This is a genomic window from Streptomyces sp. NPDC059567, assembly GCF_042735655.1.
Lineage (GTDB): Bacteria > Actinomycetota > Actinomycetes > Streptomycetales > Streptomycetaceae > Streptomyces.
This window is the reverse complement of sequence record NZ_JBHWBS010000049.1, coordinates 1-23,482: the sequence shown is the minus strand read 5'-3', so window position 1 is coordinate 23,482 and position 23,482 is coordinate 1. Positions and strand designations below refer to the sequence as shown.

The window sequence follows — 23,482 nt, the reverse complement described above, 5'->3', positions numbered from 1 at the left end:
GTTTTTTTTTTTTTTTTTTTTTTTTTTTATAAAAATATCCCGCCCGGGGGGGTGTGCGTCCATTTGTTCTTTTTCCTGGGCCCCCCCCCCGCTGGGGGGGGGCGCCCGCGGGGCGGCGCCCCCCCCCTCCTCGTCTGTGCGTCCGCCCGTCGGCGTCTGCCCGCTTCGCCTACAGCTCGCGGTGGACCTTGGTGTTGGAGGCCTGGGCGCGGGGGCGGACGACCAGGAGGTCGATGTTGACGTGCGGGGGGCGGGTGCAGGCCCAGGTGATGGTGTCGGCGACGTCGTCGGCGGTGAGGGGTTCGGCCACGCCCGCGTAGACCTTGGCGGCCTTCTCGGTGTCGCCGCGGAAGCGGGTGGTCGCGAACTCGTCCGTCTTCACCATGCCGGGGGCGATCTCGATGACGCGGACCGGGGTGCCGACGATCTCCAGGCGGAGGGTTTCGGCGAGGACGCGGGCGCCGTTCTTGGCGGCGACGTAGCCGGCGCCGCCCTCGTAGGTGGCGTGGCCCGCGGTGGAGGAGAGGACGACGACCGTGCCGTCGCCGCTGGCGGTGAGGGCGGGGAGCAGGGCCTGGGTGATGTTGAGGGTGCCGATGACGTTGACCTCGTACATCTGACGCCAGTCGTCCGGGTCGCCGGTGGCGACGGGGTCCGCGCCGAGGGCGCCGCCCGCGTTGTTGACGAGGACGGCGATCGTGCGGAAGGCGGTCGCGAAGGTCTGGACGGCGTCGCGGTCGGTGACGTCGAGGGCGTACGCGGTCGCCTGGTGGCCGGCCTCGACGATCTCGGCGGCGAGCGCCTCGACGCGGTCCTTGCGGCGGGCGGTGAGGACCACGCGGTATCCGGCGGCGGCGAGCTGCCTGGCCGTCGCGGCGCCGATACCGCTGCTCGCTCCGGTGACGACGGCGATGGGGGTACCGGCGGCAGTCATGACGTGCTCCTCGCGCGTGTGGTCGATTGTGTCGATCGCGTGGTCAGGATAGGTGGCGGGTCGATGTCAGCGGGCGCGCGGGGCGTACATGATCACGGCCATGCCGGCGAGGCAGATCAGGGCGCCGATGACGTCCCAGCGGTCGGGGCGGTAGCCGTCGGCGACCATGCCCCAGGCGAGGGATCCGGCGACGAACACCCCGCCGTAGGCGGCCAGGATCCGGCCGAATTCGGCGTCGGGCTGGAGGGTGGCGACGAATCCGTAGACGCCGAGGGCGAGGACTCCGGCGCCGATCCAGATCCAGCCGCGATGCTCGCGGACGCCCTGCCAGACGAGCCAGGCGCCGCCGATCTCGAACAGGGCGGCGACGACGAACAGGGCGGCGGAGCGGGCGATCACCATGGGCTCAGGGTGTCACGGGGTGTCGGGGGGCCTGGGGACACGCGGACTGACGGTTAGTCAGAGTATATGGGTGGTTATCGGTATCTTCAGGGCATGAGTGTGATGCGCAAGGCCCTGCTCGGGGTGGCGTTGGCGGCCGCGGTGGTGCTCGGTGCGGGAGAGAGCGCCCGGGCCGTGGGGCATGAGGCCGATCTGGCCCACCATGGTCATGTCTCCCTCTGGGAGGGCCGGGTCGGTGTCCTGTTGGTGAGCGAGAACCACGGGCCGTCGGACGTGTCCCAGGCCACGGTGCGGATCTCCTTCTCCGAGCCGCTGGCCGGTGGGCAGCCGCTGCCTCCGACCTGTCTGTGGGGGAGCGACCGGGTGGTGGTCTGCCGGACGGGTGCGCTTCGGGCGGCCGGGGCGGTCGACGCGCTGGCTCTCGACCTGCGGACGGCGGGCTCCGCGGACGAGATGACGGTGGACATCGGCACTCTGTGGAGCGATGGGGCCGTCGACGACAACCCGAGGAACGACCGGCATCGCGTCCTGGTCCTGGCCACCGGCGATCCGTACGTCTTCTGACGGGTCAGAAGCTGTAGCCGTCGGGGCGGACCAGGAGCGTCGAGCGGCGGGTGGGGTCGGTCCAGGTCGCCCGTACGAGCCGGTCCCGGGTGGTGGGGGAGGCCGGCGGCGCGGGTGTCGTTCCCTCGGGGGCGATCAGGACGAACTCGCCTTTGCGCAGCAGCTCGTAGAGCCTGCCCTCGCGCAGCTTCAGGTCGGGGACGCGTCGGGTCGCTCGGCCGTAGGAGATGCCGAGCCCGCTGATCATGCCGAGGGCCTTGGCGGAGGCGGCGGGAACGGTGTCGAGGATCCGTGCGGCGAGTGCGCGCGCGGTGCGCTGGAGCGGGCCGCGGGCCATGGCGAGCCGGACGATGGCGCCGCTGCTGCGGAGCACCATGGCGCCGACGGGGTGGCGCTCGGACTGGTAGCTGTCGAGGAGGGCCTCGGGGTCGGGGGCGTCGCCCTGCAGGACGGCGGCGAGCTTCCAGGAGAGGTTGGCGGCGTCCTGGAGGCCGGTGTTCATCCCCTGGCCGCCGGCGGGGGAGTGGACGTGGGCGGCGTCTCCGGCGAGGAAGGCGCGGCCGACGCGATAGGCCGGGGCCTGGCGTTCGTCGCTGTGGAAGCGGGAGATCCAGCGGGCGTCGTGCATTCCGTGGTCGCTGCCGAGTGCGCGGCGGGCGATGGCGCGGACCTCTTCGAGGTCGACGGGCTCGCTGTCGGGAACTTGGTGGGTGCGGTCCCAGCCCATGACGCGGTACCAGCCGTCGCCGAAGGGGGCGATGAAGGCGAAGGCGTCCCCGACGCCGTTGACCGTGAGCAGTCCTTCGGGCTCCTCGGTGAGGCGGACGTCGGCGAGGACGATGGAGCGGATCACCGAGGCGCCGGGGAAGGGCAGACCGAGGGCTGTCCGTACGGCGCTGCGTGCGCCGTCGGCGCCGACGAGATAGCGCGCGCGGAGGGTGAGGGGGGTGCCGTCGGGGCCGGTGAGTTCGGCGGTGACCTGGTCGGCGTCCTGGTCGAGTTCGCGCAGTTCCGTTCCGTACCGGAAGTCCACACCTGTGGACAGCGCGCGGCGTTCGAGGACGCGCTCGACCTCGTACTGCGGGGTGACGAGGAGGTACGCGAAGCGGGAGGGCAGCCGGGTCAGGTCGAGGGAGGGGCGGCCGAAGAGCCGCATCCGGGTGATGGGGGTGCCGGTGGCGACCAGCTCGTCGGCGAGGCCGCGGGCGTCGAGCTGCTCCAGGGTGCGGGCGTGGACGGCGAAGGCCCGGGTCATGTTGCTGATGCCGTGCGGGCGGCGCTCGACGAGTGTGACCCGCAGGCCCGCGGCGGCGAGATCGCCGGCGAGCAGCATTCCGGTGGGGCCCGCGCCGACGACGAGAACGTCCGCGTCCAGGTGGTTCATGGCTCACTCCTGACCGAAGGTGGTGCCCACGACCGTTGGCCAACGTCTGTTGGTCAACGCTTGTTGGCAACGGTAGATCCGCCGTCGATGGACTGTCAACACCCGTTGGCCTACAGTCGTTGGCATGACGACCGCCCGCCGCTCCGACGCCACCCGCGCCGCGATCCTCGAAGCCGCCCGCGAACGCTTCGCCTCCGACGGCTACGAGCGCGCCACCATCCGCGCCATCGCCCGCGACGCGGGAATCGATCCCTCGATGGTGATGCGCTACTACGGCAGCAAAGAGGGGCTGTTCACCGCGGCGTCCGACTTCGAGCTGGAGCTCCCCGAGCTCGCCGCGCTGCCGTCCCGGCACATCGGTGCGGTCCTGGTCACGCACTTCCTCGACCGCTGGGAGCGCGATGAGGTCCTGACCGCGCTCCTGCGCGTCGGTGTCACCAACCCCGCCGGGGTGGAGCGGATGCAGGCGATCTTCGCGGGGCAGCTCGGTCCGATCACCCGCGGTGTCTGCCCCGACCCCGCCGAGGCGCCGCGCCGCGCCGCGCTGGTCGCCTCGCAGATCCTGGGCATGGCGCTCGCCCGTTACGTGCTGCGGCTGGGGCCCGCGGTCGAGATGTCCAGGGACGAGGTCGTCGCCTGGCTGGGGCCGACCGTCCAGCGCTATCTGACGGCCCCGGATCCGTAGAGCGCGGGATGCCGCTTCGTACAATCTCTGCATGACGCAGAAGAGCTCCGCCCGGCGGGACGGCCTGATGGCCGAGCTGTACGGCGAGGCCCGCCACTACATGGCCGCGTACGCGCTGTTCAACCAGGCCGTCGCCGACCATCTGGGGCTCCACCCGACGGACGTGCAGTGTCTGAACCTGCTCTCCCTGGAGTCCGGCCCCGTCACCACCGGCCGGATCGCCGAGCTGACCGGGCTGACCACCGGATCCGCGACCCGGCTCGTCGACCGGCTGGAGCGGGCCGGCTACGTCACGCGCGAGCGGGACGCCGAGGACAGGCGGCGCGTGCTCGTCACCGCCGTGCCGGAGCGGATGGCGGAGCTTGGCGCGTTCTGGCGGCGGCTCAACGCGGCCTGGGGCACGATGTTCGACGTCTACAGCGACGCCGAGGTCGCCTTGCTCATCGCCCATATGCGACGGACCGTCGAGCTCAGCGCGCAGCAGGTCGAGCGACTGCGCAAGGGGGAGATCGGCTGACGCGCGGGGCCGACCGGGCCCGCAGGTTCAGGCGCCGGGGCTCCGGGTCGCCAGGCCGGGCCAGACGGCCCGGTGGTCCATCCGGCCGCGCCGCCACGTCAGCCGCGCCGCCACGTCAGCCGCGCCGCCAGGCCGGCCGGACGTCAGGCCGGCCGGGCGTCGGGTTCGGCCGGGCGTCGGGTTCGGCCGGGCGTCGGGTTCGGCCGGGCGTCGGGTTCGGCCGGACGTCAGTCGGGTCAGCGCGTCGCCGCGCCGCCGAACTCGCGCAGCGCGTCCGTGACGATCGCCTCCAGGCGGGCGTGGTGGGCACCCCGCCAGTACACCCGCTCGCACTCCGTACACCGGGCGAAGACGTCGTACGTCTTCTCCGTGCCGTGCTCCAGCCGCTCGCGCACCGAGTCCTTGTCGGCGTCCGTGAGCTGTCCGTTGCAAGCGGTGCAGCGGGTCCAGGGCGCCAGGACGGGCGCGAACCGCTCCAGCACGTCACGGAGTTGGTCGTCGGGCCGGTCGCTGTACACATAGGCACCGGCCCACAGCTCCCGGCGGCGCAGCAGCCCGCGATCCCGGGAGAGCATCACGCGCCGCTCCTTCGCCGACAGCGTGGCCAGGGCGGGGTCGCCGATGTCCTCGCTCTCGTACGCCGCGTCCACCCCGAGCAGGCGCAATCGCCGGGCCAGCGTGCCCAGATGTACGTCGAGGAGGAACCGGAGCGGCGCCCCGGGGACCTCCTGGGGACGCTCCACTCCCTCGACCTCGACCGTCTCGCCCGCCGAGGGGATGTGGGAGACCTCCACCGGGCGCCCGTCCACCAGCAGCCGACCGACCTCGGTCAGCGGAACGCCCAACGACTCCACGACATGGCCGAGCGTAGAGGCGCCGTCCGTCGCCACGGCGGTGCGCCCCGGGCGGCGCTCCGCCGAGACGAAGAGCCGCAGGTCGGGGGCGAAGCTGATCTGGATCTCCGGTCCGTTCACGGGGACAGGATGTCACCGCGCAGCGCCGCGCGGCCAGGGATTTCGGCCGCGGCGGGGCGGGCCAGGACGCGGCTCCGGTCTCTGTCCTGGCTCCAGGCCGGCCCGGCTGCTACGGGCGGAAGGCGTCCGCGTGGTCGGTGGTCCATTCGGTGAAGGTGCGGGTCGGGTGTCCGGTGAGCTCCTCGACCGTCCGTGTCAGCGTGACCGGGCGGCCGTCGTGCGAGGACCAGTAGGAGAGCAGCGCGTCGGCGAACCTCTCCGGTATGTAGCCGGCGACCGACTCCTTCCACCGCTCGGGCGTGACGGCGGCGGTGGTGGCCGCACGGCCCGTCACCTCGGCGAGGATCGTCAGTTGCTCGGTGAAGTCGAGCGACTCGGGGCCGGTCAGCAGATACGAGGAGCCGTGCAGTGCGGGCCGGGTCAGGACCGCGAACGCGGCCTCGGCGACGTCCCTCTCGTGGATCGGGTCACTGTGCGACCCGGGGTACGGAAGCTCCACCGCGCGTCCGGACTTGATCGCCCACGACCACTGCAGGGCGTTCGTCGCGAAGGCTCCCGGCTGGATGTGGGTCGCCTCGAAGGCGCCGTCGGCCGCCGCGGCCGCGAGGGCGCGTTCGACGGCGAGGTGCGAGGCGGCGATCGGGTTGTCGGCGGCGTCGGGGGCGAGGACGGAGCTGGAGGAGAGCAGGGCGATGTGCCGGACGCCGGCGGCCCGGGCCTGCGAGACGAAGGCGTCGATGTGCGCGGGCTCGGCGTACAGGAAGACGGAGTCGACGCCGTCGAGAGCGGTCTCGAAGTCCCTCGGATCGGAGAGATCGCAGCGGACCGTGTCGATGCCGTCGGGTGGGGAGAGATCCGCGGGGTTCTTGGACGCGGCTCTGGCCTTGATGCCGGCGGCGTGGAGCAGATCGAGGAGGGCGGAGCCCACGCGGCCGCGGCATCCGGTGACGAGGACGGTCATGACAGCGGTCCCTTCGGTGAGGCGGTCCTCGCGCGGTCTATTGCGCAAGGAAGAATCTGTGTTACGCAGATAACTATCCGCGAGCGTTCCCTGGCCCGTCAACCCTGATAAAACCCCGACGGCCCGATCAGTAGTGCCGACGCCTGGGATAGCGTCACCGCCATGAAGATCATCGACCTCGAGCCCGGTGACCCGCGCCTGGAAGCCGACATGCTCCCCGTCCTGCGCGAGCTGCGTCCGCACCTCACGCCCGAGCTCTTCCACGAGATCCACCGCAACGGCAGGCCGCAGGGCCTGCGCTTCAGCGCGGCCTACGGCGATGACGGCACCTGCGTCGGCGCCGCCGGCTGGCGGATCATCGACAACACCAGCTCGATCCGCAAGCTCTACGTCGACGACCTGGTCACCGCCGCCACCGCGCGCTCCACCGGTGTCGGCCACGCGCTCCTGGCCCACCTGGAGCAGCACGCACGAGCCGCCGGCTGCCACGAGCTCAACCTGGACTCCGGCACCCACCGCACCGGAGCCCACCGCTTCTACCTGCGCGAACGCCTCGACATCGTGGCCTTCCACTTCACCAAGTCGCTGACCACGGACGGCGCGGAGGGCTGAGCGAGGGCTGAGGCAGGGCCGTCGGCGGGCCGGCCGAGGGCTAGAACGCCTCCAGGTCCAGGCGCCAGTCGTTGCAGCGCAGCGGATGGCCGGGCGGGTACTCGAAGTCGCGCGCGCCGAGCGGCTCGAAGTCGGCCTTGCGGCACACCGCGTTCGACGGCCCGTTGTCCTTCGAGGGGAAGGCATGCAGGAAGCGGTGCGAGCGCTCGGCCCGGGCCAGCTCGGCGACCGCGCGCGTGGCCGCGGTCGCGACGCCCCGACCCTGGAACCCGGGAAGCACCGTCCAACCCGTCTCGTAGACCGGCTCCCCGTCCAGCGTCTGTTCCCAGAAGCCGATGCCGCCGACGGCGACCTCGTCGGGGAGCAGCACGATCCGGAACATCCGGCCCGCGCTCGTACCCGCGGCGCTCAGGTCCACATAGCGCCGATGCCGCTTGACCAGCGCCTCCTCGGTCTCGGGGCCGCCGAGGTGCTCCATCAACTCGGGTGCGTTCATGGCGCGCAGCAGCCCGAAGTCGTCCTCGGACCAGGGCTCCAGACGCACGGGCGAAGCGGGCGGGGCGGGCGAAGATGGCGAGGTGGTCGGGGTGTCGGCATCCATGCCCGCACTGTAGGTCAGGGGTCGGACACCTGGCGGGCGTACGCGGTCGGCGGTACCCCGACCGTCGCGGTGAAGTCCCGTACGAGATGGGCCTGATCGCTGTATCCGAGCTCGGCGGCGAGCCCGGCCCAGTCCGGGGGCTCCTGAGCCCCCGCGGCCTCGGCGCGCTCCAGGGCCTCGTGGATGCGGTAGCGCAGGATGACCCATTTCGGGCCGACGCCGACGCAGTTGGAGAAGAGCCGCTGGAGCGAACGGCTCGACAGGCCCTCCGCGCGGGCCAGTTCGGACACCCGCCGGATCGTGCGGTCCGTGCGTACCAGGTCCACCAGCGCCGTGGCCTGCGCCGCCTGCGGATCGGGCGCGGGGCCGCGGGCCAACAGGAAGGCGTCGAGCGCCGCCACGCGCGCGTGGTCGGCCTCCGGGGCGAGTACGGCCTCCACGGAGGCGTCGTCGGCGTCCGTGAACACCTCGTCGAGCGGGACCCGGCGGCCCGTCCACTCCGACACCGGCCACGCGGGGGCGAACGGCCGGAAGCCGCCCGGCCGGAACTGCACTCCACAGACCCGGCCGACGCCCGTGAGCTTCTTCGTGAACAGTTCGAGCCCGATCCCGGCGACCTCCCCGAAGGCGATCTCCTGGCCGTCGCCCTCGTACCGCTGGAAGACGACGTTCACGGACGGGTGGGGGACGACATGGCTGGCGTACGGCTCGGAGAGCTCCCAGTCGATGAACCAGTAGTGCTCCAGATACGGGCGCAGCTCCGGCGCCGGCTCGTGACGGCGGAAGCGGACGCGGGCGAGGAGTTCGTCGGGGTCGACGATGCCCCGGGTGTCGCGGCGCGGACCGGAGGGAGCCATGCCACCCAGCGTAGGCGCCGACCTGCCGGTGTCGTGTTTCTTCAAGACGTTCCGGGGCAGGATCGCCTAGCGTCACTTCATGACGAACCGTACGCAACCCATCAGTGAGCTGCTCGGTACCGCTGCCGCCCAGGCCGCCCCCGTGGTGCGCGGTATCGCCGACGACAGCTTCGCCGTGCCGACGCCGTGCTCCGAGTACGACGTACGCGCCCTGCTCGACCACCTCTTCCAGGTCGTCGTGAACTTCCAGGCCTTGGCGGCCAAGCAGCCCGCCGACTTCTCCACGACCCCCGACTATCTGAGCGAGCCCGGCTGGCGTGCCCGCTTCGAGGCCGAGACGGCGAAGCTCGTCGCGGCCTGGGCGGCGCCCGGCGCGGAGGAGGGCACCTCGGCGGGGATGGGGCTGCCGTCGCGCACCGTCGGGTCGATGGCCCTGCTCGACCTGACCGTGCATGTGTGGGACCTCGCCCAGGCCACCGGCCGCTCCTTCGAGCCGGACCCGGCCGTCGTGGAGCACCTGGCGGAACTGGTGGAGCAGATGGCTCCGACGGCCCGGAAGATGAACGTCTTCGGCGAGGCGGTGGAGCCGCCGGAGGACGCCTCCGCGTTCGAACTCCTCCTCGCGGCGACCGGACGGAACCCGCGCGACTGGGTGGCCGTGACGGAGTGACCGCGGCCGCGGCGGTTGCGGCCGGGCGCGCCCGACCCGCGTGGGCCCGATCCGACCGTTCCCTGCCTATCGCAAGCGCCCCGCGGAGCCCACCGAGAGGCGTGAGACGACCTGGCCGAAGGCGTGCTCCTCGGCCGGGGTGAGCGACACGGTCTCCTGGGGATGCCAGACCCGCTCCAGCGGCGCGTCCGCCTGTGCGCGGCGGGCACGGGAGCGCAGCCCCAGCGCCACCCACACGGCGGCGGAGACGGCGAGCAGCCCGAACAGGGTGATCACACGGGGGTCCGAGAACTGGCCGGGCAAGGACGACATGGCTGACTCCAGGGCGCGAGGGCCGGTGCGGGGGGCGCGTCCTGCCTGGGACGGCGCCTGGGCACGGCGCTGACGATTCCTACTGCTTCCTCCCGACCTGTTCAGTTAACACCACGGTGGGGGACTTTCGGCAGGGGGTCCGGGACCGAAGTCCTGCCCGGCCCCGAGGGGCGCGATGCCCTCTTGTGCGGGTCGGGGAAGCGCTTCAAGGTGGCCGGGACAGGGAGAGTTTCGGCCGGGGAGGGAGCAGCCGCATGTCGGACGCAGGGGTGTGGGGGTTCACCGACGACAGGGGTACGGAGCTGACCGCCGTACGGCCGCCCGAGCGGGTGGTGGCCTATGTGCGGGCCGGGGCGGCACTCCGGGATCTGGGGGTGACGCCCGTAGGGGTGTACGGCTCCGGGCACGACGGCGGGGCGCTCGATCCGGTCAAGGCGGGGGAGCTGGCGGCGGCCGGTGTCCCCTATCTGGGGCCGGGGCGGGCCCTGGACGAGGAGGCCGTGCGGGCGCTGCGCCCCGATCTGATCGTCGACGTCACGTACGACGGGAAGAGCCCCTACGCGCTGGACGAGGCCGTCGCCGAGCGGCTCGGCGTGCCGTTGATGGTGCTCTCCGTGGGCAACGAGCTCACGCTGTCGGCGATCATCGGGCGCTTCGGCGAGCTGGGGGCGGCGCTCGGGGGCTCGGCGGCCCCCGGCGCGCACCAGGATCCCGAGGTCGTCCTTCGTTCCGTCGCCGCGGGTACGGACGTCACCGTCCTCGCGCTCTCCGGGGCCGGGCCCGATCAGGTCCACCTGGCCCGGCCGCACGCCTGGCCCGAGCTGGCCCGGCTCCAGGAGCTCGGCGTGCGGCTGCTCGACCCCGGCCCCGGCGCGGGCGCGAACTGGCTCACCGCCGACTGGGAGCACGCGGCCCGGTTGAACCCGGGCCTGGTGCTCTACGACAGCCGGGCCAACGCCGTCGGGCCCGACGCGTTCCCGCCCGTCGGGCATGCGCGCGTGGCGCCGTGGAACCCGGAGACGCCGCCGAGCCCGGCGGCGTACGCCCGCTTCTTCGCGGAGCTGGCCGCCTCGCTTCAGGAGTAGACGGGGGTCTCGGCGCGCCCGGCCAGGCGGGCCCGCAGGGAGCCGGCGAACTCCTCGGCGCGGGTCAGCTCGGCGCGCAGTTCGGCGACCCGCTCGCCGGCGGCCCGCTCGTAGCGTCGTACGCGTGCGACCACGGCGGACCGCACGTCGGGCGGGAGCTCCCCGTCCGTGCCGGGGTGGTCCGCGGCGAGGCGGTCCACCGCCGTGAGCAGATCGCGGGTCTCGTCGAGCGTGAAGCCGAGCGGCTTCATCCGGCCGATCACCATCAGCCGGTCCACATCGGCTTCGGTGTAGAGCGGGAATCCGCCCGGGGACGAGGCGGAGGGGATGACCAGACCGGTGTCCTCGTACTGGCGGATGGACCGCAGGGACAGTTCCGTCCGTGCGGCGACCTCGCCGATCTGCATGGGTTCGCCGGCCAGTCGCAGTCTTCTCACGTCGTCCGTCCTTCCTTGTGCTGGCACCAACGGGCGCGGCTGCCGCCCCGTTCATTCCGTTTGTCCTAACTTCAGCACTTATGAGAGCTGGAAGTGCGGCGAAACGCCTGCTCGTGGGGCGGCCTTTGGACAGCGGCAGGCTCGGCGAGACCCTCCTGCCCAAACGGCTCGCCCTGCCGATCTTCTGCAGCGACCCGCTCTCGTCCGTCGCGTACGCCACCGAGGAGATCCTGCTGATCCTCGCCCTCGGCGGGCTCGCCGTGCTTCATCTGACCTGGTACGCGGCGGTGGCGATCGTCATCCTGCTGGTCGTCGTCGTCGCCTCCTACCGGCAGACCCCGGCTGCTGTTCATGAAGAACGTCGTGGTCATCGACGTCCCGTACCGGCTCGCCTCGGCCCGTGAACTCGCGGCCGAGCGCGCGAAGGCCGCCGACGCACGCGACCGGGGAAGGTGAGCCCCAGGCGCCCCTACGGCCAGACCAGGCAGTACGGCTGGTGTCCCGCCTCGTGGAGGCGGACCGAGAAGTCCTGCCACTCGTGGAGCAGCTGGTAGACGTTGAACGCGTCGCGCGGGCCGCCGCGGTCCGGGACCGTGGACCAGATGAAGGCCGCCGCGCCGACCGATTCCTCGCCGATTCCGCGGAGCGGGTCGACCACGGTCATGGGCAGCTTCACCACGGCGTAGTCGGGGTGGAGGACCACCAGCTCCAGCGGTGGCACCTTGTGCAGGGGCATCCCTTGGATGCCCGTGAGGACCATCGCGGCTATGGTCTCGGGCTTGATCTTGGTGAACATGCCGCCCATGCCGAGCTCGTCCCCGCCCAGCTCCTCCGGGCGCATCGAGATCGGGACGCGGGCCGCCGTGGCGCCATCGGGTGCGCCGAAGTACTTGTACGTCACCCCCAACCGGCCACTCCCGCCCCCCGTCGTGGGTCCCGTGGTTTCCGAGGACTGTATGGGCTCTTCCGTACGCCGTCGCCGGTGCCGCCCCCGCCGGGCAGGCTCCGGACCCAGATCGTCCGTCCCCTCACCCAGTCCGCCACCGCGATGCATATCTCCACCCGAGTGCTTTTTAGGCAACACGACCCCCGCCGCGCAACCCGATCATCGTGACAGTGACCTCCCCCACGCTCTCGCGGTGAAACACCTGTCCGCAAGAACGTCCGGCCCTCTGACACCATGGATTCCGTGAGCCATCCCTATGACGCCCCAGTTTCGCAGACGCGGAGGATCGACGCCTTGGCGTAATTCACAGGGGTGCCCACGCCGTCTCTCCGTACTCGCAGACTTACTCGCAGGTCAGGACCACAGTGCCGTATTCATACGAAGCCCCAGTCTCACAGACGCTTTTCGACCGCGCGTCCCTCGTGACGCCCGGCGGCGTGAACTCACCGGTGCGCGCCTTCCGAGCCGTGGGCGGAACGCCCCGGTTCATGGTGTCCGGTACCGGCCCGTACCTCACCGACGCGGACGGTCGTGAGTACGTCGACCTCGTCTGCTCGTGGGGGCCGATGATCCTCGGCCACTCGCACCCCGAGGTGATCGCCGCTGTGCAGGCCGCCGTCGCCCGCGGCACCTCCTTCGGCACGCCCGGCGAGGGCGAGGTCGCCCTCGCGGAGGAGATCGTCTCCCGGATCGAGCCCGTCGAGCAGGTTCGGCTGGTTTCTTCCGGTACGGAGGCCACGATGTCGGCCATCCGGCTCGCCCGAGGCTTCACCGGCCGGGCGAAGGTCGTGAAGTTCGCCGGCTGCTACCACGGGCACGTGGACGCGCTGCTGGCCGCGGCCGGCTCCGGTGTGGCCACCTTCGGTCTGCCCGACACGCCCGGCGTGACCGGCGCGCAGGCGGGCGACACGATCGTCCTGCCGTACAACGACCTGGAGGCGGTCCGGGCCGCGTTCGCCGCGCACCCGGGCGAGATCGCCTGCGTGATCACGGAGGCCTCGCCGGGCAACATGGGCGTCGTCCCGCCGCTGGACGGTTTCAACGCCGGCCTGAAGCAGCTCTGCTCCGAGAACGGCGCGCTGTACGTCTCCGACGAGGTCATGACCGGCTTCCGGACCTCCCGCGCCGGCTGGTACGGCGTCGACGGGGTGAAGCCCGACCTGATGACCTTCGGCAAGGTCATGGGCGGCGGCTTCCCGGCCGCGGCCTTCGGTGGCCGCGCCGACGTCATGGGGCACCTCGCCCCGGCGGGCCCGGTCTACCAGGCCGGCACGCTCTCCGGTAACCCGATCGCCACCGCCGCCGGTCTCGCGCAGCTGCGCCTGCTCGACGACGCCGCGTACGCCACCGTCGACGCGGTCTCCACGGAGATCCAGGGGCTGGTCACCGGTGCGCTCGCCAAGGAGGGTGTCGCGCACCGGCTGCAGACCGCCTCCAACATGTTCTCGGTCTTCTTCACGGCCGACGAGGTCCGGAACTACGACGACGCGAAGAAGCAGGAGGCGTTCCGCTTCAACGCCTTCTTCCACTCGATGCTGGCCGACGGGGTCTACCTGCCGCCGTCCGCCTTCGAGTCCTGGTTCGTCTCCACGGCCCATGACGAGCGCGCGATCGAGCGGATCGCCGCCGCGCTGCCGGCCGCCGCCCGCGCCGCCGCGGAGGCCACCGCATGAGCGCCACCGAGAACCGGCGGGGCAACGACGACATCACCGTCGTCCACCTGGTGCGCCACGGCGAGGTCGAGAACCCCGACGGCGTGCTCTACGGCCGCCGATCCGGCTACCACCTCTCCGAGCTCGGCCGTCAGATGGCCGACCGGGTCGCCGAGCACCTGGCCGACCGGGACATCACCTACGTCGTGTCGTCCCCGCTGGAGCGGGCGCAGGAGACGGCCCAGCCGGTCGCCAAGGGCCACAGCCTGGACCTGGCCACGGACGAGCGGTTGATCGAGGCCGCCAACGTCTTCGAGGGCAAGACCTTCGGCGTCGGCGACGGGGCCCTGCGCAAGCCGGGCAACTGGAAGCACCTCACCAACCCGTTCAAGCCGTCCTGGGGCGAGCCGTACGTCGAGCAGGTCGTACGGATGATGGGCGCGCTCGACGCGGCGAAGGACGCGGCCCGCGGCCACGAGGCGGTCTGCGTCAGCCACCAGCTGCCGATCTGGATCGTCCGCAGCTTCGTGGAGAAGCGGAAGCTGTGGCACGACCCGCGGCGGCGCCAGTGCACGCTGGCCTCGCTGACCTCGTTCACGTACCAGGGCGACAGGATCGTCTCGGTCGGCTACAGCGAGCCGGCCCGCGATCTGGTACCGGCGCATCTCCTCGCGGGCGCGAAGCCGGTCAAGGGCGGGGCGAAGGCCTTCGGCGCGTAGCGCTCCGCGGGGGCCGGCGCGAGGCCGCACGAAGGGTGCGGGCCGGTCGTGGCCGGTCGCGCGGTTCCCCGCTCCCCTTCGGGCCCAGCCGTTCCGAAGTCTGTTCGATCCGTGCCCATCCGGGTACACCATCAGGGCGATCGGATGACGTGAAGTCATCTGGTCGCCCTGAAATTTTTGTGCTAATTCCCGGAACCTCCTTGTTCCTCCCTGCATCTCACTCATTGTCGGATTGGATGACCATTCGGTCAGACATGAGTGCGAATGGGGACGTCATGCGCGGGATCAGTCGAAGGGGTCTACTGGGGGCGGGCGTTGGGGCCGCGGCGGCTCTCGGGGCGGCCGGGTGCAGCTCGAACAACAAGGACAAGTCGGGCAATTCGATACCCGGCAAGGGGGGTGACGCCTCGGGGTCCCCGAGTGCGCCCGCACCCACCGAGAAGGAGGCCAAGCTCATCGGTGACGGTTCCACCGCCGACACCGGAAAGCAGCCGAACCAGCCCGAGGCCCCCGCACCGCTCGAACCGGGCCAGACCCCGCCGCAGTTCGTGATCTTCTCCTGGGACGGCGCCGGCGAGGTCGGCAACGGCCTCTTCCCGCGCTTCCTCGAACTCGCCAGGAGCCATGACGCCGCGATGACCTTCTTCCTCTCCGGGATCTACCTCCTGCCGGAGTCGAAGAAGGACCTCTACCGCCCGCCGAACAACCGTGTCGGCGCCTCCGACATCGGCTACCTCACCGACGACCACATCAAGGACACCCTCAAGAACGTCCGCCGGGCCTGGCTCGACGGGCACGAGATAGGCACCCACTTCAACGGCCACTTCTGCGCCGGCTCGGGCTCCGTCGGCAACTGGACCCCGGCCCAGTGGCAGAGCGAGATCGACCAGGCGACGAAGTTCGTCACCGAGTGGAAGACCAACAGCGGCTGGACCGACCTCGACCCGCTGCCCTTCGACTACCGCAAGGAGCTCGTCGGCGGCCGCACCCCCTGCCTCCTCGGCCAGGACAACCTGCTGCCCACCGCGAAGCGGCTCGGCTGGCGCTACGACGCCAGCTCCCCCGGCGGCCGCCAGATGTGGCCGGACAAGCGCCAGGGGATCTGGGACCTTCCGCTGCAGGCCGTGCCCTTCCCCGGCCACTCCTTCGAGGTCCTCTCCATGGACTACAACATCCTCGCCAACCAGTCGAAGAACACGACCAAGGGGATGCCCTCGCGCTACCCGGGCTGGCGCAAGCAGGCCACTGAGGCGTACCTCAAGGGCTTCCGGCGCGCCTACGAGTCCAACCGCGCGCCCTTCTTCATCGGCAACCACTTCGAGCAGTGGAACGGCGGCATCTACATGGACGCCGTCGAGGACGCCCTCAAGGGCATGGCGGGCAAGAAGGACGTCAGGCTGGTCTCGTTCCGGCAGTTCGTGGACTGGCTGGACGTGCAGGACCCCAAGATCCTCGCCAAGCTCCGTACCCTCGAGGTCGGACAGTCGCCCGCAGGCGGCTGGAACACCTTCCTGAAGGCCGCTTAGGGCGCACGGGGGCGTTCATCCCGCTTCCGCCCCTTAAGCCCCCTTGACAAGGGGCTTTACGGGCACCCAGGGGGGTGCCCAAGATCCCCCAAACGCCCATGCGAAACTTTTCACATGAGCCTTAGCCGTGCCCCTCGACGCACCCTGCTCGCCGTTGGAACGCTGTCGGCCGCCCTGGCGCTGTCCGCCTGCACATCGGACAACAACGGCAAGTCCGGCGGCGGCGGTGGAACCAACTTCGTGACCAACACGGGGGGTGTCTCCACGGTCGCCAAGGGCGAGCGCAAGGCGACCAACGCGATCGCGGGCGAGACGCTGGAGGGCGGGAAGCTCGACCTCGCCGACCTCAAGGGCAAGGTCGTCGTGTTGAACGTCTGGGGCTCCTGGTGCCCGCCCTGCCGCGCCGAGGCCCCGCACTTCACCAAGGTCGCGAACGACCTCAAGGCCAAGGGCGCGGAGTTCGTCGGGATCAACACCCGCGACTTCAACAAGCAGCCCGCGCTCGCCTTCGAAGAGGACTACGAGGTCCCGTACCCGAGCCTCTACGACCCGCACGGCAAGCTGATCCTCAACGGCTTCCCCAAGGGCACGCTCAATCCGCAGGCCATCCCCTCCACCGTCGTCCTGGACAAGGAGGGGAAGATCGCCGCCCGCTCCCTCATGGCCCTCGACGAGAAGAAGCTCCGCTCGATGATCGAGCCGCTTCTCGCGGAGAAGTGATCCGGTGAACGAGACGGTCTTCAGCGGGGCCCTCCTGCTCGCCCTGCCCATCGCCGTCCTCGGCGGCCTGGTCTCCTTCTTCTCCCCGTGCGTCCTGCCGCTCGTCCCCGGCTACCTGAGTTACGTGACCGGCGTCACCGGCACCGACCTGGCCGAGGCCAAGCGCGGCCGGATGGCGGGCGGGGCCGCGCTGTTCGTGCTCGGCTTCACGGTGGTGTTCGTCTCGGGAGGCGCCCTCTTCGGCGGCTTCGGCAGCGCCCTGCAGACCCACCGCGAGATCATCTCCAAGGTGCTCGGCGCCCTGACGATCGTGCTCGGCGCCTTCTTCATGGGCGCGATGCCCTGGCTCACCCGACGCGAGTTCCGCTTCCACAAGCGCCCCGTGACGGGACTGCTCGGCGCCCCCATGCTGGGCGTGCTGTTCGGCCTCGGCTGGGTTCCCTGCATCGGCCCGACCCTTGCCGCCGTACTGGCGCTGGCCTCCAACGAGGCGAGCGCGGGCCGCGGTGCCCTGCTCACGGTCGCCTACTGTGTGGGCCTTGGCCTGCCCTTCATCCTCACCGCGATCGCCTTCCGGCGGGCGCTCGGCACCTTCGGCTGGGTGAAGCGGCACTATGTCTGGGTCATGCGCATCGGCGGCATCATGCTGATCGTCACCGGCCTGCTGCTCGTCACCGGGGCCTGGGATGGCATCGTGTCCGAGATGCAGTCCTGGGCGTCCACCTTCACTCCGGGGATCTGACCGATGAGCAACACCAGCCCGAACGAGACCGAAGTGCGCGACGACCTGAGCGCCGCGGGCTCCCAGCTCTCCACCGCCCCGCAGGAGGAGTCCGCCGTCGGCGGCCCCACCCTCGGCGTCGTCGGCTGGATCCGCTGGTTCTGGCGGCAGCTGACCTCGATGCGGGTCGCGCTGATCCTGCTCTTCCTGCTCTCCCTCGGCGCGATCCCCGGCTCGCTCATCCCGCAGACCAGCGCGGACGAGCTGAAGGTGCAGACCTTCAAGGAAGCCCACGAGACGCTCACGCCGATCTACGAGAAGCTCCAGCTCTTCGACGTCTACAGCTCGGTGTGGTTCTCCGCGATCTACATACTGCTGTTCGTCTCCCTCATCGGCTGCATCGTGCCGCGCAGCTGGCAGTTCGTCGGCCAGCTCCGCGGCCTGCCGCCCGGCGCCCCCGGCCGCCTCACCCGGCTGCCCGCGTACACGACGTGGCGCACCGAGGCCGAGCCCGAGCAGGTCCGGGAGGCCGCGCTCGCCCTGCTCAAGGGGCGCCGGTTCCGCGCGCACACGGTCAAGGACGCCGTCGCGGCCGAGAAGGGTTATCTGCGCGAGGCCGGGAACCTGGTCTTCCACATCGCCCTGATCGTGATGCTGGTCGCCTTCGCGTGGGGGCAGCTGTTCAAGTCCGAGGGCGGCAAGCTGATCGTCGAGGGCGACGGCTTCTCCAACACCCTCACGCAGTACGACGACTTCCGGTCCGGCTCGCTGTACAGCACGGAGGACCTCGAGCCGTTCGGCTTCCAGCTGAACAGCTTCACCGGTACGTACGAGAAGAGCGGCCCGCAGCGCGGCACCCCGCGCACCTTCGAGGCCGCCGTCACGTACTCCGAGGCGGGCGGCGCCGAGAAGAAGGCGGTCATCCGCGTCAACGAGCCGCTGGAGGTCGGCGGCTCCAAGGTGTACCTGATCTCCCACGGGTACGCGCCCGTGGTCACCGTCAAGGACGGCCGGGGCAAGGTCGTCTTCCACGGCGCCGTACCGCTGCTGCCGTTCGACAACAACATCACCTCGACCGGCGCGATCAAGGTGATGGACGGCTACCGCGACAAGAACGGCAAGAAGGAGCAGCTGGGCTTCCAGGCCTTCTTCGTGCCGACCTTCGCGGGCGCCGGCAAGGGTGACATGTTCTCGCAGTTCCCGGCGCTCGACTTCCCCGTCATGGCGCTCACCGGCTTCCACGGCGATCTGCGCGTGGACTCCGGACTGCCGCAGAACGTGTACCAGCTGGACAAGTCCAAGATGACCCAGTTCGAGGTCGAGGGCGGTACGGGTACGGCCAACCGGCTGCTGCCCGGCGAGACGATGAAGCTGCCCGACGGTGCCGGCTCGATCACCTTCGAGAAGGACATCAAGGAGTGGGCGAGCTTCCAGGTCTCCCAGCAGCCCGGCAACGGTCTCGCCCTCACGGGTGCGATCGCCGCGATCGCCGGTCTGACCGGCTCGCTGTTCATCCAGCGGCGCCGGGTCTGGGTCCGGGCCGTTCGGGGGAAGGACGGCGTCACCGTCGTCGAGATGGCGGGTCTTGGCCGGAGCGAGTCCGCCAAGCTCCCGGAGGAGCTGGCCGAACTCGCGGTCACGCTCAACGCACAGGCGCCGACCGCGCCCGAACCTGCCACAGCAGAAGCCGAAGGGGCTGAGAAGTGAATCTCGCCGCCGTGAGTCTCGCCGCCGAGACCAACGAGAGCCTGGCGCAGTTGAGCGACCTGCTCATCTACTCGTCGATGGCCGTCTACACCCTGGCCTTCTTCGCCCACATCGCCGAGTGGGTGCTCGGCAGCCGCAGCAAGGTCGGCCGTACGGCCGCCGCGCTGACCCGGCCGGCCGGGGAGGCCCCCGCCGTCACCGTCCAGGTCAAGACGGCCGGCGGCACCGCCGTCCTCGACAAGCCCAAGGTCGTCACCCGGTCCGGCGCCGGTGTCCGTGACGTGCCGGACGGTCCCGGCGCGGCCGGCGGCACGGTCAAGGGCGATCTGTACGGCCGTATCGCCGTCTCGCTGACCGTGCTCGCCTTCCTCATCGAGGCGGCGGGCGTCGTCACCCGCGCGCTCTCCGTGCAGCGGGCCCCCTGGGGCAACATGTACGAGTTCTCCACCACCTTCTCCACGGTGGCGGTCGGCGCGTACCTCGGCTTCCTCTTCGCCAAGAAGAACGTCCGCTGGCTCGGTCTGCCTCTGGTCACCACGGTCCTGCTCGACCTCGGTGTGGCGACCACCTGGCTGAAGACCCCGAGCGACCAGCTGGTGCCGGCGCTCGACTCGTACTGGCTGTGGATCCACGTCTCCACCGCGATCTTCTGCGGCGCGGTCTTCTACCTGGGTGCGGTCGCCACCCTGCTGTACCTCTTCCGCGACTCGTACGAGAACAAGCTGGCGACCGGCGGCAACCCGGGTGCCTTCGCCCGCTCCGTCCTGGAGCGGCTGCCGTCCGCGGCCTCGCTGGACAAGTTCTCGTACCGGGTCAACGCGGCGATCTTCCCGCTGTGGACCTTCACGATCATCGCCGGCGCGATCTGGGCCGGCGATGCGTGGGGCCGCTACTGGGGCTGGGACGCCAAGGAGGTCTGGTCCTTCATCACGTGGGTCGGCTACGCGGCGTATCTGCACGCCCGCGCGACCGCCGGCTGGAAGGGCCGCAAGGCCGCGTACATCGCGCTCGTCGCCTTCGGTTGCTTCCTCTTCAACTACTACGGCGTCAACATCTTCGTGAGCAGCAAGCACTCCTACGCGGGCGTGTGAGCTAGCGCTTCCCTCGTCCCGGCGTGACGCTGGAGGTATGAGCGAGATACCTCGGGGCAGGTACGAGACCCATGACGGCGACGCTCATCTGCTGCGGTTCGTGGTGGAGCTCCCGCACGAGGCGGTGCGGGTCTGGGCGGCCGTCGCGACACCCGAGGGTCTGCCGCAGTGGCTCTGCGCGGCGGACCCGCTGGAGCCGAGGCTCGGCGGAGCGGTGACGCTGCGCTGGCTGAACGGAGACACGGTGGTCTCGGGGCGGGTGACCGCCTGGGACCCGGAGCTCGTGGCCGAGTACACGGTCGACCCGCCGCACGGCCGGATCCGGTTCCATCTGGAACCGGCCGACGGCGGTGGGTCGACCGTGCTGCGTTTCACCCACGAGATGCGTGGGACGCAGGAGGAGAAGCTGGACGTACTGGCGAGGTGGCACGACCACTTCGAGCGGCTGGCCTCGGCGTTGGACGGCCGCCCGACGGACTGGCGGGAGTGGACCGCCGAGCGCCGGCAGCACCTGCGGGACCTGTACGAGCGGGACGAGGCGCCGTGGCCGAAGTGGGAGCCGTGAGCGCCCCGGCGGGTCACGGCAGGGCGTCGAGGCCGTCCTCGCGGACCCGTACCGCCAGATCGATCTTGGTGTAGGCGGGGCGGCCCGCACGCTGGTACTTCTCCTTGACCTGATCGAGGTAGTACTTGGCGGTGTTGGGGCTGATCCGGGCCCGGCGGGCCGTCGCCTTGAGCGTCAGCCCGGAGGCGTAGTCGAGCAGCACCTGCAGCTCCCGCGGGGCCAGTCGGGGCCGCTCGGGGCGCGTGTCGTGGGCCAGCGCGAAGGCCAGCTCGGCGGAGTGCACACGGCCCTCCGAGGCGACCTCCCCGATCGCGGTCACCAGGGAGTCCAGGGCGTGGTTCTTGGTCAGATAGCCGTCCGCCCCGGCGGAGACCGCGGCGACGATACGGGACCGGTCGGCGACCGTGCTGATGACGAGGACCCGCGGTCCCGCCGCCCGCAGCCTCCGGACGTTCTCCTCGGCCACGGAGCCGTCCTGGAGCACGAGGTCGAGCAGGACCACGTCCGCGTGCCGGCCGGGGCCGGCGAGCAGCTCGTCCACGGTGGCCGCGCAGCCGAGCATCCGCAGGTGTGCCACCTGCTCCAGCCAGGAGCGCAGCCCGTCGAGGAGCATCCGGTCGTCGTCGACCGCCGCCACGCGGGTCACGGGACGCCCCGCCACAACCGGTGCACACGGCCCGCCCGTCGCCCCCGGGTGGTCCGTGGTGCCCGACGCGCCGGGAGCGCTGGGAGCGCCCGTCGCGCTCGGGTGGTCCGTGGTGCCCGACGCGTCCGCGACGCCGGGAGCGCCCGACGCGCCGGGAGCGCCCGTCGCGCCCGGGTGGTCCGTCGTGCCCGACGCGTCCGTCGGCCGGGGAGTGCCTGTCGCGCCCGTCGCGCTTGGGTCGTCCGACGCGTCCGACGCGTCCGTCGCGCCGGGAGCGCCCGTCGTGCTCGGGTCGTCCTTCGTGACCGAGGTGTCCGACGCGTTCCTCATGCCGGCCACCGCAGCTCGACCCGGGTGCCCTCGCCCGGGGCGCTGTCCACGTCGGCGGCGCCTCCGATCTCCCGCATCCTCGCGTGCATCGACCGCCGCAGCCCGGTGCCGGTGCCGGTCGCCGTCCCGCGGCCGCCCACCAGGGCCGCCTCGGCGTCGAAGCCCCGGCCGCGGTCCACCACGGTGACCGTGATGCCGCCGCCCCGCCCGATCGCGGTGAGGTACGCGGCCGAGGTCCCGGCATGGCGCCGTACGTTGTTCAGCGCCTCCGTCGCCGCGGCGGTCAGCGCGGCCGCCACGGGGCCCGGGAGCGGGGGCAGTTCGTGATACTGCGCGGTGACCGTGAGGCCGAGGCACTCCGCGGCCGCCACCACGTCCTCCAGGGCTTCGCCCGCCGGCACCTCGGCGCCCTCCTTCTCTTCGCCCGCCTCCTCCCGCTCCGACCGCTGGACCAGCCGTCGGAGATAGGCCGCCTCCCGGGCGCACCGCTCCCGCACCCCCGGCGTGTTGGCGTCCACACGGCCGGAGGCGATCGTGGTCAGCGTGGCCAGGACCGTGTCGTGCAGGGCCCGGTGGTGGGCCATCCGCTCGGCCTGCCGGGCCCGCTCGGCCTCGGCCCGTACCGCCTGCTCGCGCGCCTCGTCGAGCAGGGTGCCCTGGCGGTGCAGGTACCACCAGAAGACGCGGGCCATCACGGCGGAGGAGACCACCGACACGAGGTGCCCGGTCAGCGGCCGTACCGTGTCCGTCTGCAGCTGGGCGGCCACATGGGCGGCGAGGATCAGCACCACCGCGCAACCCGCCTGCCGCACCCCCAGCCCGGCCGCCGCCGCCGCGGCGGCCGACCCGCCGAGCAGCAGCGCCCAGAACCCCGTGCCCGGCACATGCCCGGCGCTCGCCCACAGCACCGCGTGCGGCAGCAGGCAACCCGTCAGCAGCACATCGGCCCACACGAGACGCGGGCCGAACCCTCCCTGTGCGTACCCCGCCCCGTACAGCAACAGGCTGGTGCCCAGCGCCATGCCGAGGAGCGCCCCGACGGCAACCCCGGAGGCGGGGGCGTGCACGAGGGCGGTGATGCCGGCTGTCAGATGACTGGCCCGGTACAGACCGGTGGCAAGAAGCATGAATCGCTGCGCCCGTTGCAGCCCTGACCCCACCAAACCCCCCTGAAAAGACGGGTACCGGGGGCTCAGTGGATCTCGCTAGCTTCCTTGGCGTCAAGGCAATCCCCAGCCAGGAGGAAAACGTGGCTCGAAGAACGTTCCGTCGGCTCGGCAGGCATGGATTCGTGGCCTCGTTGGTCGCGCTCTTCACCCTGCTGATCCCGACCGCGGCTCACGCCGACATCAACCCGAACGTGCGCTACACGAGCTCGCCGTACAACGCGGCCATCCACGAGATCCGGGCGTCCTACAGCTGGCAGTGCCTGGACATCCGCGGTGAGTCGACCAGCGTCGGCGCGGTCATCCAGCGGTACGACTGCAAGGGACAGCACCACCAGCGCTTCGTCTTCTACCCGATGGGCGGGGAGAACTTCGCCGTCGGCACCTATGGCGGCGCCATGTGCCTGGGCACCCCGAACGCGAGCAAGGCCCCGGGGACCGGCGTCATCCAGGCGACGGGCGGCAACTGTCTGACCCTGCGCTGGCAGGACCGCGGCTCCAACCACTGGGAGATGGTCGAGGTGGGCACCGGCCAGTGCCTGCTCGACACCGGCCGGCGCAGCCAGGTGGTCCTCGGTGCCTGCGGCGGCGTCGGCGAGCCCTGGCCGTCCCTGTGGACCCCGAGGTTCGACCGCTACTTCAACTACCCCGGCGGCTTCTAGCCGGAGGCGGCCGCCGGGTACCGCTCGGTACCCGGC

The 23,482-nt window shown here is 71.3% G+C and carries 27 protein-coding genes and 1 pseudogene; 16 read left to right on the top strand and 12 right to left on the bottom strand.

The window, feature by feature from the left end; translation table 11 throughout:
* Positions 1 to 169 precede the first annotated feature (169 nt).
* Together ACFVZW_RS21795 and ACFVZW_RS21790 are read right to left on the bottom strand one after the other, a co-directional pair.
* On the bottom strand, positions 170 to 934 hold the full coding sequence (locus ACFVZW_RS21795; RefSeq protein ID WP_384523658.1) for an SDR family NAD(P)-dependent oxidoreductase: 765 nt from the start codon (positions 932 to 934) through the stop codon (positions 170 to 172).
* Between the two features lie 66 nt (positions 935 to 1,000).
* On the bottom strand, positions 1,001 to 1,336 hold the full coding sequence (locus tag ACFVZW_RS21790) for a YnfA family protein (protein ID WP_384523656.1): 336 nt from the start codon (positions 1,334 to 1,336) through the stop codon (positions 1,001 to 1,003).
* Positions 1,337 to 1,429: 93 nt separating this feature from the next.
* Between ACFVZW_RS21790 and ACFVZW_RS21785 the strand changes: the two genes are divergently transcribed.
* Positions 1,430 to 1,900, top strand: a complete 471-nt coding sequence (locus ACFVZW_RS21785; RefSeq protein WP_384523654.1) for a hypothetical protein — start codon at positions 1,430 to 1,432, stop codon at positions 1,898 to 1,900.
* Positions 1,901 to 1,904: 4 nt separating this feature from the next.
* On the opposite strand, the gene ACFVZW_RS21780 is transcribed toward ACFVZW_RS21785, so the two are convergent.
* Positions 1,905 to 3,284 carry an FAD-dependent monooxygenase gene (locus tag ACFVZW_RS21780; RefSeq protein WP_384523652.1) on the bottom strand — a complete coding sequence of 460 codons (1,380 nt, stop codon included), beginning with the start codon at positions 3,282 to 3,284 and terminating at the stop codon, positions 1,905 to 1,907.
* Positions 3,285 to 3,408: 124 nt separating this feature from the next.
* Here ACFVZW_RS21780 and ACFVZW_RS21775 point away from each other — a divergent pair, with 124 nt between their 5' ends.
* On the top strand, positions 3,409 to 3,969 hold the full coding sequence (locus tag ACFVZW_RS21775; protein ID WP_384523650.1) for a TetR family transcriptional regulator: 561 nt from the start codon (positions 3,409 to 3,411) through the stop codon (positions 3,967 to 3,969).
* Positions 3,970 to 4,000: 31 nt separating this feature from the next.
* Positions 4,001 to 4,486 (top strand): MarR family winged helix-turn-helix transcriptional regulator, encoded by a 486-nt coding sequence (locus ACFVZW_RS21770; RefSeq protein WP_384523648.1) that lies wholly within the window; start codon positions 4,001 to 4,003, stop codon positions 4,484 to 4,486.
* A gap of 236 nt (positions 4,487 to 4,722) precedes the next feature.
* Here ACFVZW_RS21770 and ACFVZW_RS21765 read toward each other — a convergent pair whose 3' ends face one another.
* Positions 4,723 to 5,460 (bottom strand): Mut7-C RNAse domain-containing protein, encoded by a 738-nt coding sequence (locus ACFVZW_RS21765; protein WP_384523646.1) that lies wholly within the window; start codon positions 5,458 to 5,460, stop codon positions 4,723 to 4,725.
* A 109-nt stretch (positions 5,461 to 5,569) separates the two neighbouring features.
* Positions 5,570 to 6,421, bottom strand: a complete 852-nt coding sequence (locus ACFVZW_RS21760) for an NAD(P)H-binding protein (protein WP_384523644.1) — start codon at positions 6,419 to 6,421, stop codon at positions 5,570 to 5,572.
* A gap of 162 nt (positions 6,422 to 6,583) precedes the next feature.
* Here ACFVZW_RS21760 and ACFVZW_RS21755 point away from each other — a divergent pair, with 162 nt between their 5' ends.
* Complete coding sequence (locus ACFVZW_RS21755; RefSeq protein ID WP_384523642.1) at positions 6,584 to 7,033, top strand: GNAT family N-acetyltransferase; 450 nt, start codon at positions 6,584 to 6,586, stop codon at positions 7,031 to 7,033.
* 40 nt (positions 7,034 to 7,073) lie between these two features.
* On the opposite strand, the gene ACFVZW_RS21750 is transcribed toward ACFVZW_RS21755, so the two are convergent.
* Together ACFVZW_RS21750 and ACFVZW_RS21745 are read right to left on the bottom strand one after the other, a co-directional pair.
* The gene (locus tag ACFVZW_RS21750) at positions 7,074 to 7,634 is read right to left on the bottom strand and encodes a GNAT family N-acetyltransferase (protein WP_384523639.1); all 561 of its coding nucleotides are present in this window, start codon (positions 7,632 to 7,634) and stop codon (positions 7,074 to 7,076) included.
* Between the two features lie 14 nt (positions 7,635 to 7,648).
* Positions 7,649 to 8,491 carry a DUF6597 domain-containing transcriptional factor gene (locus ACFVZW_RS21745; protein ID WP_384523637.1) on the bottom strand — a complete coding sequence of 281 codons (843 nt, stop codon included), beginning with the start codon at positions 8,489 to 8,491 and terminating at the stop codon, positions 7,649 to 7,651.
* Between the two features lie 79 nt (positions 8,492 to 8,570).
* On the opposite strand from ACFVZW_RS21745, the gene ACFVZW_RS21740 reads away from it, so the two are divergent.
* Positions 8,571 to 9,161 (top strand): TIGR03086 family metal-binding protein, encoded by a 591-nt coding sequence (locus ACFVZW_RS21740; RefSeq protein ID WP_384523635.1) that lies wholly within the window; start codon positions 8,571 to 8,573, stop codon positions 9,159 to 9,161.
* Positions 9,162 to 9,227: 66 nt separating this feature from the next.
* Here the strand turns inward: ACFVZW_RS21740 and ACFVZW_RS21735 are convergent, their stop codons facing one another.
* Complete coding sequence (locus ACFVZW_RS21735; RefSeq protein WP_383557669.1) at positions 9,228 to 9,473, bottom strand: hypothetical protein; 246 nt, start codon at positions 9,471 to 9,473, stop codon at positions 9,228 to 9,230.
* Positions 9,474 to 9,727: 254 nt separating this feature from the next.
* Between ACFVZW_RS21735 and ACFVZW_RS21730 the strand changes: the two genes are divergently transcribed.
* Positions 9,728 to 10,558 (top strand): ABC transporter substrate-binding protein, encoded by an 831-nt coding sequence (locus ACFVZW_RS21730; protein WP_384523633.1) that lies wholly within the window; start codon positions 9,728 to 9,730, stop codon positions 10,556 to 10,558.
* On the opposite strand, the gene ACFVZW_RS21725 is transcribed toward ACFVZW_RS21730, so the two are convergent.
* Positions 10,549 to 10,980 carry a MerR family transcriptional regulator gene (locus ACFVZW_RS21725; protein WP_384523706.1) on the bottom strand — a complete coding sequence of 144 codons (432 nt, stop codon included), beginning with the start codon at positions 10,978 to 10,980 and terminating at the stop codon, positions 10,549 to 10,551. The genes ACFVZW_RS21730 and ACFVZW_RS21725 overlap by 10 nt on opposite strands.
* Before the next feature lie 95 nt (positions 10,981 to 11,075).
* On the opposite strand from ACFVZW_RS21725, the pseudogene ACFVZW_RS21720 reads away from it, so the two are divergent.
* A pseudogene (locus ACFVZW_RS21720) lies at positions 11,076 to 11,333 on the top strand (DNA-binding protein); the annotation flags it as partial.
* A gap of 131 nt (positions 11,334 to 11,464) precedes the next feature.
* Here the strand turns inward: ACFVZW_RS21720 and ACFVZW_RS21715 are convergent.
* Positions 11,465 to 12,049, bottom strand: a complete 585-nt coding sequence (locus ACFVZW_RS21715; RefSeq protein WP_329119322.1) for a hypothetical protein — start codon at positions 12,047 to 12,049, stop codon at positions 11,465 to 11,467.
* Positions 12,050 to 12,306: 257 nt separating this feature from the next.
* Here ACFVZW_RS21715 and hemL point away from each other — a divergent pair, with 257 nt between their 5' ends.
* The 8 genes from hemL (at position 12,307) to ACFVZW_RS21675 (ending at position 20,642) form a co-directional block, all read left to right on the top strand.
* Positions 12,307 to 13,614 (top strand): glutamate-1-semialdehyde 2,1-aminomutase, encoded by a 1,308-nt coding sequence (gene hemL / locus ACFVZW_RS21710; RefSeq protein WP_384523630.1) that lies wholly within the window; start codon positions 12,307 to 12,309, stop codon positions 13,612 to 13,614.
* A complete protein-coding gene (locus ACFVZW_RS21705; RefSeq protein ID WP_384523628.1) occupies positions 13,611 to 14,312 on the top strand; it encodes a histidine phosphatase family protein in 702 nt (233 codons plus the stop codon). The genes hemL and ACFVZW_RS21705 overlap by 4 nt, the downstream gene beginning before the upstream one ends.
* Before the next feature lie 275 nt (positions 14,313 to 14,587).
* Complete coding sequence (locus ACFVZW_RS21700) at positions 14,588 to 15,838, top strand: hypothetical protein (RefSeq protein ID WP_384523704.1); 1,251 nt, start codon at positions 14,588 to 14,590, stop codon at positions 15,836 to 15,838.
* Positions 15,839 to 15,952: 114 nt separating this feature from the next.
* Complete coding sequence (locus ACFVZW_RS21695; protein WP_384523626.1) at positions 15,953 to 16,558, top strand: TlpA family protein disulfide reductase; 606 nt, start codon at positions 15,953 to 15,955, stop codon at positions 16,556 to 16,558.
* Between the two features lie 4 nt (positions 16,559 to 16,562).
* On the top strand, positions 16,563 to 17,300 hold the full coding sequence (locus tag ACFVZW_RS21690; RefSeq protein WP_384523624.1) for a cytochrome c biogenesis CcdA family protein: 738 nt from the start codon (positions 16,563 to 16,565) through the stop codon (positions 17,298 to 17,300).
* Positions 17,301 to 17,303: 3 nt separating this feature from the next.
* On the top strand, positions 17,304 to 18,986 hold the full coding sequence (locus ACFVZW_RS21685) for a cytochrome c biogenesis protein ResB (protein ID WP_384523622.1): 1,683 nt from the start codon (positions 17,304 to 17,306) through the stop codon (positions 18,984 to 18,986).
* An 11-nt stretch (positions 18,987 to 18,997) separates the two neighbouring features.
* Positions 18,998 to 20,077, top strand: a complete 1,080-nt coding sequence (gene ccsB / locus ACFVZW_RS21680) for a c-type cytochrome biogenesis protein CcsB (RefSeq protein ID WP_384523702.1) — start codon at positions 18,998 to 19,000, stop codon at positions 20,075 to 20,077.
* Positions 20,078 to 20,114: 37 nt separating this feature from the next.
* The gene (locus ACFVZW_RS21675; protein ID WP_384523620.1) at positions 20,115 to 20,642 is read left to right on the top strand and encodes an SRPBCC domain-containing protein; all 528 of its coding nucleotides are present in this window, start codon (positions 20,115 to 20,117) and stop codon (positions 20,640 to 20,642) included.
* A 13-nt stretch (positions 20,643 to 20,655) separates the two neighbouring features.
* Here the strand turns inward: ACFVZW_RS21675 and ACFVZW_RS21670 are convergent, their stop codons facing one another.
* Both ACFVZW_RS21670 and ACFVZW_RS21665 read right to left on the bottom strand, forming a co-directional pair.
* Positions 20,656 to 21,618: a response regulator gene (locus tag ACFVZW_RS21670; RefSeq protein ID WP_384523618.1), complete on the bottom strand. Its 963-nt coding sequence runs from the start codon at positions 21,616 to 21,618 to the stop codon at positions 20,656 to 20,658.
* Entirely contained in the window at positions 21,615 to 22,745 is a 1,131-nt protein-coding gene (locus ACFVZW_RS21665) for a sensor histidine kinase (RefSeq protein WP_384523616.1), read from the bottom strand. Before ACFVZW_RS21665 ends, ACFVZW_RS21670 begins: the two co-directional genes overlap by 4 nt.
* A gap of 122 nt (positions 22,746 to 22,867) precedes the next feature.
* Between ACFVZW_RS21665 and ACFVZW_RS21660 the strand changes: the two genes are divergently transcribed.
* The gene (locus tag ACFVZW_RS21660; protein ID WP_384523614.1) at positions 22,868 to 23,446 is read left to right on the top strand and encodes an RICIN domain-containing protein; all 579 of its coding nucleotides are present in this window, start codon (positions 22,868 to 22,870) and stop codon (positions 23,444 to 23,446) included.
* Positions 23,447 to 23,482 lie beyond the last annotated feature (36 nt).

Excerpts from the sequence above, each read along its gene's own strand:
- ACFVZW_RS21795 (WP_384523658.1), bottom strand. The coding sequence starts at position 934 with ATGACTGCCGCCGGTACCCCCATCGCCGTCGTCACCGGAGCGAGCAGC.
- ACFVZW_RS21790 (WP_384523656.1), bottom strand. The coding sequence starts at position 1,336 with ATGGTGATCGCCCGCTCCGCCGCCCTGTTCGTCGTCGCCGCCCTGTTC.
- ACFVZW_RS21785 (WP_384523654.1), top strand. The coding sequence starts at position 1,430 with ATGAGTGTGATGCGCAAGGCCCTGCTCGGGGTGGCGTTGGCGGCCGCG.
- ACFVZW_RS21780 (WP_384523652.1), bottom strand. The coding sequence starts at position 3,284 with ATGAACCACCTGGACGCGGACGTTCTCGTCGTCGGCGCGGGCCCCACC.
- ACFVZW_RS21775 (WP_384523650.1), top strand. The coding sequence starts at position 3,409 with ATGACGACCGCCCGCCGCTCCGACGCCACCCGCGCCGCGATCCTCGAA.
- ACFVZW_RS21770 (WP_384523648.1), top strand. The coding sequence starts at position 4,001 with ATGACGCAGAAGAGCTCCGCCCGGCGGGACGGCCTGATGGCCGAGCTG.
- ACFVZW_RS21760 (WP_384523644.1), bottom strand. The coding sequence starts at position 6,421 with ATGACCGTCCTCGTCACCGGATGCCGCGGCCGCGTGGGCTCCGCCCTC.
- ACFVZW_RS21755 (WP_384523642.1), top strand. The coding sequence starts at position 6,584 with ATGAAGATCATCGACCTCGAGCCCGGTGACCCGCGCCTGGAAGCCGAC.
- ACFVZW_RS21750 (WP_384523639.1), bottom strand. The coding sequence starts at position 7,634 with ATGGATGCCGACACCCCGACCACCTCGCCATCTTCGCCCGCCCCGCCC.
- ACFVZW_RS21745 (WP_384523637.1), bottom strand. The coding sequence starts at position 8,491 with ATGGCTCCCTCCGGTCCGCGCCGCGACACCCGGGGCATCGTCGACCCC.
- ACFVZW_RS21740 (WP_384523635.1), top strand. The coding sequence starts at position 8,571 with ATGACGAACCGTACGCAACCCATCAGTGAGCTGCTCGGTACCGCTGCC.
- ACFVZW_RS21735 (WP_383557669.1), bottom strand. The coding sequence starts at position 9,473 with ATGTCGTCCTTGCCCGGCCAGTTCTCGGACCCCCGTGTGATCACCCTG.
- ACFVZW_RS21730 (WP_384523633.1), top strand. The coding sequence starts at position 9,728 with ATGTCGGACGCAGGGGTGTGGGGGTTCACCGACGACAGGGGTACGGAG.
- ACFVZW_RS21715 (WP_329119322.1), bottom strand. The coding sequence starts at position 12,049 with ATGCATCGCGGTGGCGGACTGGGTGAGGGGACGGACGATCTGGGTCCG.
- ACFVZW_RS21705 (WP_384523628.1), top strand. The coding sequence starts at position 13,611 with ATGAGCGCCACCGAGAACCGGCGGGGCAACGACGACATCACCGTCGTC.
- ACFVZW_RS21700 (WP_384523704.1), top strand. The coding sequence starts at position 14,588 with ATGCGCGGGATCAGTCGAAGGGGTCTACTGGGGGCGGGCGTTGGGGCC.
- ACFVZW_RS21695 (WP_384523626.1), top strand. The coding sequence starts at position 15,953 with ATGAGCCTTAGCCGTGCCCCTCGACGCACCCTGCTCGCCGTTGGAACG.
- ACFVZW_RS21685 (WP_384523622.1), top strand. The coding sequence starts at position 17,304 with ATGAGCAACACCAGCCCGAACGAGACCGAAGTGCGCGACGACCTGAGC.
- ACFVZW_RS21675 (WP_384523620.1), top strand. The coding sequence starts at position 20,115 with ATGAGCGAGATACCTCGGGGCAGGTACGAGACCCATGACGGCGACGCT.
- ACFVZW_RS21670 (WP_384523618.1), bottom strand. The coding sequence starts at position 21,618 with ATGAGGAACGCGTCGGACACCTCGGTCACGAAGGACGACCCGAGCACG.
- ACFVZW_RS21665 (WP_384523616.1), bottom strand. The coding sequence starts at position 22,745 with ATGCTTCTTGCCACCGGTCTGTACCGGGCCAGTCATCTGACAGCCGGC.